This is a genomic window from Faecalibacterium sp. BCRC 81149 (assembly GCF_022750605.1).
GTDB lineage: Bacteria > Bacillota > Clostridia > Oscillospirales > Ruminococcaceae > Faecalibacterium > Faecalibacterium duncaniae.
Map to the genome: position 1 here is coordinate 87957 of NZ_QXJA01000011.1, position 6717 is coordinate 94673.

The window sequence follows — 6717 nt, forward strand, 5'->3', positions numbered from 1 at the left end:
CTCCTCAGAAATTAAGATACGTTAAAAAGTATATCTTATCTGAGGAGGAAAAGCAACATTTGTTAATTGAATTTAAAAATCCTCTGTGCAATGCGGTAACCGCCCAGCACGAGCTTGTCGCCCTTGGGGATCTTCAGGTTGGTCACGCCGCCAAAGCCGTAGCGGATGGAGCGGTAGACCCCGGCGCTGGTGTGTGCCTTGAGGTAAGCCCACAGCTCGTTTTCCTTCTGCTTGGCGGCGGCGCTGCCGTCCAGCAGCAGGAAGATGTCGCTGATGGCCATCATCATGGAGAGGTAGTGCAGCATATAGCTGCGCAGCTTCTTCTGGCCCTTGAGGGCATCCAGGTCCTGGCAGTCGATCATGTGGCGGGTCACCCGCAGCTGCTGATCCACCCGCTTGACCATCACACTCTCGTTCACGCTCTGGTCGGCCCGGCCGATGAAGTAGCGGTACAGGTCCAGATCCATATAGTACATGCTCTTGACAAAGGGCAGGGGCTGGTAGACAAAGATGTTGTCCACATAGAAGGTGTGCTTGGGCAGCACCATGCCGCAGTCCCGCAGCACCTGTGTGCGGTACATCACCGAGTGCATCAGCAGGTTCTGGTCGGGCCGGAAGTGGCCGACATGCGTCCAGTTGAACAGCCGGTTCTGGGGGAACACGTTGGTGTAGCGCACGGTGTGGCTGGTGTTGTCCTCCACATGCTCGTAGACATAGTTGCAGATCATCAGGTCAGGTGCGGTGCCCCGGGCAGTCAGCGTGTTCAGCTTGGCCAGCACGGTCCTGAGGGCGGCCTCGTCCAGCCAGTCGTCGCTGTCTACCACCTTATAATACAGGCCGGTGGCGTTGCGGATGCCCTGATTCACGCCCTCGCCATGGCCGCCATTCTCCTGATGGATGGCCTTGACGATGGTGGGATATTTGGCGGCGTATTCATCGCAGATGGCGGGGGTGTCATCCTTGGTGGAACCATCGTCCACCAGGATGATCTCGGCCTGCTCCCCGGCGGAGAGCAGGGTCTCGATGCAGTGGCGCATATATGCCGCCGAGTTGTAGCACGGAACGGCGAAGGTGATCAATTTCTGAGCCATACAAAATACTCCTTTGCTCTTTTCCGGCAGATGCGCAGGGCAGGAGCCGGGATGGAGATATGTACCCATATTATAGCATTTTTGTGCAGAAAATGCTATCGAACGTGGGAAATGTCAGAGATGTTTTACAATTATCCGGGGAGTTGTGGTATACTGATTGGGTTACAGACCGCTCAGGCCGCTTTGCGTCCAGCTCCCCTGGTAGGGGAGCCAAGACTTGCCTCTCCTACTGGGAGAGGTGGCATTGCGGAGCAATGACGGAGCGGTTTTGTATGGATAGGAGGAACCATGGAAAGTCCGCATAGTATTCTGAAAAAAGTCTTTGGCTACGACAGCTTCCGCCCGGGGCAGGAGGAGATCGTCTCTCGCCTGCTGGCCGGGCAGGATGTGCTGGCTGTGATGCCCACGGGTGCGGGCAAGTCCATCTGCTATCAGGTGCCGGCCCTGCTGCTGCCGGGCATCACCATCGTGGTCTCGCCGCTGGTGAGCCTGATGAAGGATCAGGTGGGGGCGCTGGTACAGGCCGGTGTGGCGGCAGCTTTCCTGAACAACAGCCTGACGGACAACCAGAAGGCCCTGATGCTCCGCCGCGCCCGGGAGGGGTGGTATAAGATCATCTATGTGGCTCCGGAGCGGCTGGAGATGCCGGGCTTCCAGCGGTTTGCGCAGGAGCGGGAGATCAGCATGGTCACGGTGGACGAGGCCCACTGCATCAGCCAGTGGGGGCAGGATTTCCGCCCCAGCTACCTGCGCATCAAGGCATTTGTGGACAGCCTGCCTAAGCGCCCGGTGGTGGGAGCTTTTACAGCCACCGCCACCGCCCATGTGCGGGAGGACATCCGCACCCATCTGGAACTCCACACCCCCTACGAGGTGACCACCAGCTTCGACCGGCCCAACCTCTATTTTGCCACCCGCAGGGCCCTGCCCAGCGAGAAGCCCAAAGTTCTGCTCGACCTTGTGCTCAGGGAGCGGGACAATGCGGGCATCATCTATTGCAGCACCACCCGGCAGGTGGACGAGACCACCCGCCTGCTGCAGAGCCGGGGCATCCGTGCGGCAGCCTACCACGCCAAACTGGATGCGGATACCCGGCGGCAGAATCAGGACGATTTCCTCTATGACCGGGTGCAGATCATGGTGGCGACCAATGCCTTCGGCATGGGCATCGATAAGCCAAACGTCCGGTTCGTGATCCATTATAATATGCCCAAGGATCTGGAGAGCTATTATCAGGAGGCGGGCCGCGCGGGCCGTGACGGGGAGCCAGCCCGCTGCACCTTGCTTTATTCCGGCACCGATGTGCGCACCATCCGGTTCTTCATCGACAAGGAGATGGAGGCTGACAACGGCCTGCCTGCGGATGTCAAGGCCGAAGCGGCACGCAAGGCAGAGGAACGGCTCAAGTACATGACCTTCTACTCCACCACGCCGCGCTGCCTGCGGGGGTATCTGCTGAGCTACTTCGGCGAGGCCGCACCCCAAAAGTGCGAGAACTGTTCCAACTGTCTGCTGGCAGCACAGGCTACCGAACAGGTGGAGGAGCAGGCGGCACAGGCCCGCCAGCGTGCCGCGGCCAGTGCAAAGCGGCTGGCCTCGGCCTCCCGCCGCCGTGCCGACGAAGATGCCCTCAGCGAAGCAGACGAGAATCTGCTGGCGGCCCTCTATGCCCTGCGCAAGCGGCTGGCCGCAAAGCAGAAGCTCCCTGCTTATATGGTGTTCAACGATTCCACCCTCCGCCAGATGGCGCTGAAAAAGCCCCTGAGCGTGGAGGAATTGCTCAATATCCCGGGTGTGGGCGAGAAAAAGGCCGCCCGCTACGGGCAGGAGTTCCTCAGTGTGATCGAGGATATGGTATCATCCCGTTAAATAATAAAACGCCCGGTTTTCCACTCACTTTGTATAGAGTGTTGAAAATCGGGCGTTGTTTTATTGCATGAAAGTGTATTGCTATGCCAAGGGCTCCCCTACTAGGGCAACGACGACGACCGCCGCCAGTGGCGGAAGCAGGGAGGAGTTGTTGGGGCAGCGGCCAGCAGGACGCAAGTGCAAAACCTTGCACGAAGCGGACGCTGGGAGCCGCAACCCGTACGCTGGCGCGCGTTAGCGCGACTGAGAGGATTACATCGTGTGTGTGGCAAACACCTGTTCGTCCTCCCACCAGACGGGGGACTTTGCGGCAAGGCTTTTGGGCACATCCAGAAGCCGCTGGTTGGAGCTGCCCCGGAAGCGCAGGGAGATATCGTGCTGGGCTTCCACAAAGCGGCCATCCACCAGAACATCCAGCAGGCTCAGCAGCTCATCGGTGACCTCACAGCGGGCCGGGCAGGGAACACTGCCGGTCAGCTGTTCCCAGGTGTAACCGGAATAGCACCAGATGCTCTTATCCGGGTACAGCGCCCTGAAGTTGCGGACAAAGGGCAGCAGCTCCCGCTGATTCTCCGGCTCAAAAGGCTCACCACCCAGCAGGGAGATGCCTGCAATATAGTCGGGCTGGCAGGATGCAAAGATCTCGTTGCGCACGGCTTTGCCGAAGGGCTGGCCGTACCCGAAATCCCATGCCACCTCGTTGAAGCAGCCCGGGCAGTGATGCCTGCAGCCCGAAACAAAGATGCTGGTGCGCACCCCCGGCCCATTGGCAATGTCGTAATACTTGATTGTTGCGTAATTCATCACAGATGCAGCACCCGATCCTTGATCTCCTGTGTCCGGCCCTGGTTCCAGAACTGGGTGCCGATATAACCGCAGGTGCGGCGGGCAACGTTCAGCTTGTTCTGGTCACGGTTGCCGCACTTGGGGCACTCCCACACCAGCTTGCCGTCATCCTCAACGATCTTGATCTCTCCGTCGTAGCCGCAGCACTGGCAGTAATCGGACTTGGTGTTCAACTCGGCATACATGATGTTGTCGTAGATGAACTGCAGCACGCTTATCACGGCCTCCAGATTGTCCTGCATGTTGGGCACTTCCACATAGCTGATGGCACCGCCCGGGGACAGCTTCTGGAACTCGCTCTCAAACTTGAGCTTGGTGAAGGCATCAATGGGCTCCGAAACATGGACGTGGTAGCTGTTGGTGATATAGTTCTTATCGGTGATGCCGGGCACGATGCCGAACCGCTTCTGCAGGCACTTGGCAAACTTGTAGGTGGTAGATTCCAGCGGGGTGCCGTAGAGAGAGTAATCCATGTTCTCGGCCTTCTTCCACTCGGTGCACTTGTCGTTCATGTGCTGCATCACGCTCAGGGCAAAAGGCTTGGCACCGGCATCGGTGTGGCTCTTGCCGGTCATATACTTCACGCACTCATACAGACCAGCGTAGCCCAGGCTGATGGTGGAGTAGCCGCCAAAGAGCAGCTTGTCGATCTTCTCGCCCTTCTTCAGGCGGGCCAGTGCGCCGTACTGCCACAGAATGGGGGCGGCATCGCTGGGGGTGCCCATCAGGCGCTGATGGCGGGCCTGCAGTGCCTTGTGGCAGAGAGCCAGGCGCTCATCAAAGATCTTCCAGAACTTCTCGAAGTTGCCGCCGGAGGAAAGGGCTACATCCACTAGATTGATGGTGACAACACCCTGATTGAAGCGGCCGTAGTATTTGGGCTTGCCGGTCTCGGGGTCCACATAGGGAGTCAGGAAGCTGCGGCAGCCCATGCAGGTGTAGCAGTGGCCCTCGCCGTTTTTGTCCACCTTGAGCTCGAGCATCTTCTTCTCAGAGATGTAGTCGGGCACCATCCGCTTGGCAGTGCACTTGGCAGCCAATTCGGTCAGGTAATAATAAGGAGTGCCGGGGCGGATGTTGTCCTCTTCCAGCACATAGATCAGCTTGGGGAAGGCTGGGGTGATCCAGACACCGGCCTCGTTCTTCACGCCCTGATAGCGCTGGCGGATGGTCTCTTCGATGATGATGGCAAGGTCGGCCTTTTCCTGCGGGTTGCGGGCTTCTCCCAGATACATGAACACGGTGATGAAGGGGGCCTGACCGTTGGTGGTCATCAGGGTCACGACCTGATACTGGATGGTCTGGACACCGCGGTTGATCTCGTTGCGCAGGCGGCGCTCCACGATCTCCTTCTTGCGCTCCGGGGTAACGTCCAGCCCTTCCATCTCCGCTTCGACCTCAGCGGCGATCTTCTTGCGGGAGACATCCACAAAGGGAGCCAGATGGGTCAGACTGATGCTCTGGCCGCCGTACTGGTTGGATGCCACCTGCGCAATGATCTGGGTGGCAATGTTGCAGGCGGTGGAAAAGCTGTGGGGCTTTTCAATATAGGTGCCGGAGATCACGGTGCCGTTCTGCAGCATATCCTCCAGGTTGACCAGATCGCAGTTGTGCATGTGCTGCGCAAAGTAGTCGGAATCGTGGAAGTGGATCAGGCCCTCATTGTGTGCCTTGACGATCTCCGGGTCCAGCAGAAGGCGGGCGGTCAGGTCTTTGGAGATCTCACCGGCCATATAGTCACGCTGGACGCTGTTCACGGTGGGGTTCTTGTTGGCGTTCTCCTGCTTGACTTCCTCGTTCTGGCACTCGATCAGGCTGAGGATGCGCTCGTCGGTGGTGTTGGTCTGGCGCTTCAGGCTCTGCACATAACGGTAGGTGATATAATGGCGGGCTACATCGTGGGCCTGAATGTCCATCAGCTTGTTCTCCACCATGTCCTGGATCTCCTCCACGCTCACGGCACGGTTCAGCGCCTGGCACTGCTCCGTGACATCGTTGGCGATGGACAGGATCTGCTCCTGGGTCAGGCTGCTCTTGCGGCTGACCGAATCGCTGGCCTTGGTGACCGCAGTAATGATCTTGGTGATATCAAATGGAACTTCCGAACCGTTGCGCTTGATGATCTTCATAGTGTTCCTCCGTCGTTCTATCTGTGTACAGTTCAAGCGGGTGCCTCTTTCGCAAGAGGCACCCGCAAAGCAGTCTTGGGATGCGTTCAATTGATGTGATTCTATGATATCACTATTTAGTGATATGTCAATGGAGAAACCACTACATTTTGTGTTTTGGCGGTTTCGCCAAAATTGAGCCGAGAATCTTGGAGCAAAATTTGAGGCCAAAGCTCTTGACAAACTGTGCAAGGAAAGTGTTTGCATTCCGGGGCGTAATATCCGCGGCGGTGTATACTTCTCTGGAAGTTTGGATAGAACAATACCTTATTATATAGAGAAAAATGACCTCTGAGGTCGCCGCAGCTTCCACGTCAAGGAACGTGTAAATTGCAGTTAAAAAACTAGTCAAAAAGTCAAAGACGAAAAAAGAAACGAAAAAAGTGAAAAAAGGGGTTGCCAAACGTGTCGGGATATGGTATTATACTTGAGCGCCAAGGGCCGCCGGAAAGAATGACTTCTGAAAGCGGCAGAAGCAAAGCGAAAGAACCAATATGGATACGTTGAAAAACGAACCACAAGTTCGAAAAGATCGAAAAGCTTCTGAAAAAAGTACTTGACAAAAAATCACTTCTGTGGTAAAATAATCAAGTCGTCAGCCGCAAGGCTGAGGCGCACAGGACCTTGAAAATTGAACAATATCGAAAAACTTGTAACGGAACCTATTTTCGTGTTGGAAAAACACGTTAAACAATTCCAAACAAAGTAATTCACACAGGACGCAAGCGATTGCGTGCTGAGCG

At 56.8% G+C, this 6717-nt stretch carries 4 protein-coding genes; 1 reads left to right on the forward strand and 3 read right to left on the reverse strand.

Features of this window, described 5'->3' with window-relative positions; genetic code table 11:
* Positions 1-62: 62 nt before the first annotated feature.
* On the reverse strand, positions 63-1091 hold the full coding sequence (locus D3F01_RS12245) for a glycosyltransferase family 2 protein (protein WP_242888962.1): 1029 nt from the start codon (positions 1089-1091) through the stop codon (positions 63-65).
* A gap of 288 nt (positions 1092-1379) precedes the next feature.
* Between D3F01_RS12245 and D3F01_RS12250 the strand changes: the two genes are divergently transcribed.
* On the forward strand, positions 1380-2960 hold the full coding sequence (locus D3F01_RS12250) for a RecQ family ATP-dependent DNA helicase (protein ID WP_242888963.1): 1581 nt from the start codon (positions 1380-1382) through the stop codon (positions 2958-2960).
* A 252-nt stretch (positions 2961-3212) separates the two neighbouring features.
* Here the strand turns inward: D3F01_RS12250 and nrdG are convergent, their stop codons facing one another.
* Positions 3213-3764, reverse strand: a complete 552-nt coding sequence (gene nrdG, locus D3F01_RS12255; RefSeq protein WP_242888964.1) for an anaerobic ribonucleoside-triphosphate reductase activating protein — start codon at positions 3762-3764, stop codon at positions 3213-3215.
* Positions 3764-5935 carry an anaerobic ribonucleoside-triphosphate reductase gene (gene nrdD, locus D3F01_RS12260; RefSeq protein WP_117477375.1) on the reverse strand — a complete coding sequence of 724 codons (2172 nt, stop codon included), beginning with the start codon at positions 5933-5935 and terminating at the stop codon, positions 3764-3766. Before nrdD ends, nrdG begins: the two co-directional genes overlap by 1 nt.
* Positions 5936-6717: the final 782 nt, after the last annotated feature.

Bases quoted from the DNA above. Each gene is read 5' to 3' on its own strand.
- D3F01_RS12250 (WP_242888963.1), top strand. From the start codon at position 1,380: ATGGAAAGTCCGCATAGTATTCTGAAAAAAGTCTTTGGCTACGACAGC.
- nrdD (WP_117477375.1), bottom strand. From the start codon at position 5,935: ATGAAGATCATCAAGCGCAACGGTTCGGAAGTTCCATTTGATATCACC.
- nrdG (WP_242888964.1), bottom strand. From the start codon at position 3,764: ATGAATTACGCAACAATCAAGTATTACGACATTGCCAATGGGCCGGGG.
- D3F01_RS12245 (WP_242888962.1), bottom strand. From the start codon at position 1,091: ATGGCTCAGAAATTGATCACCTTCGCCGTTCCGTGCTACAACTCGGCG.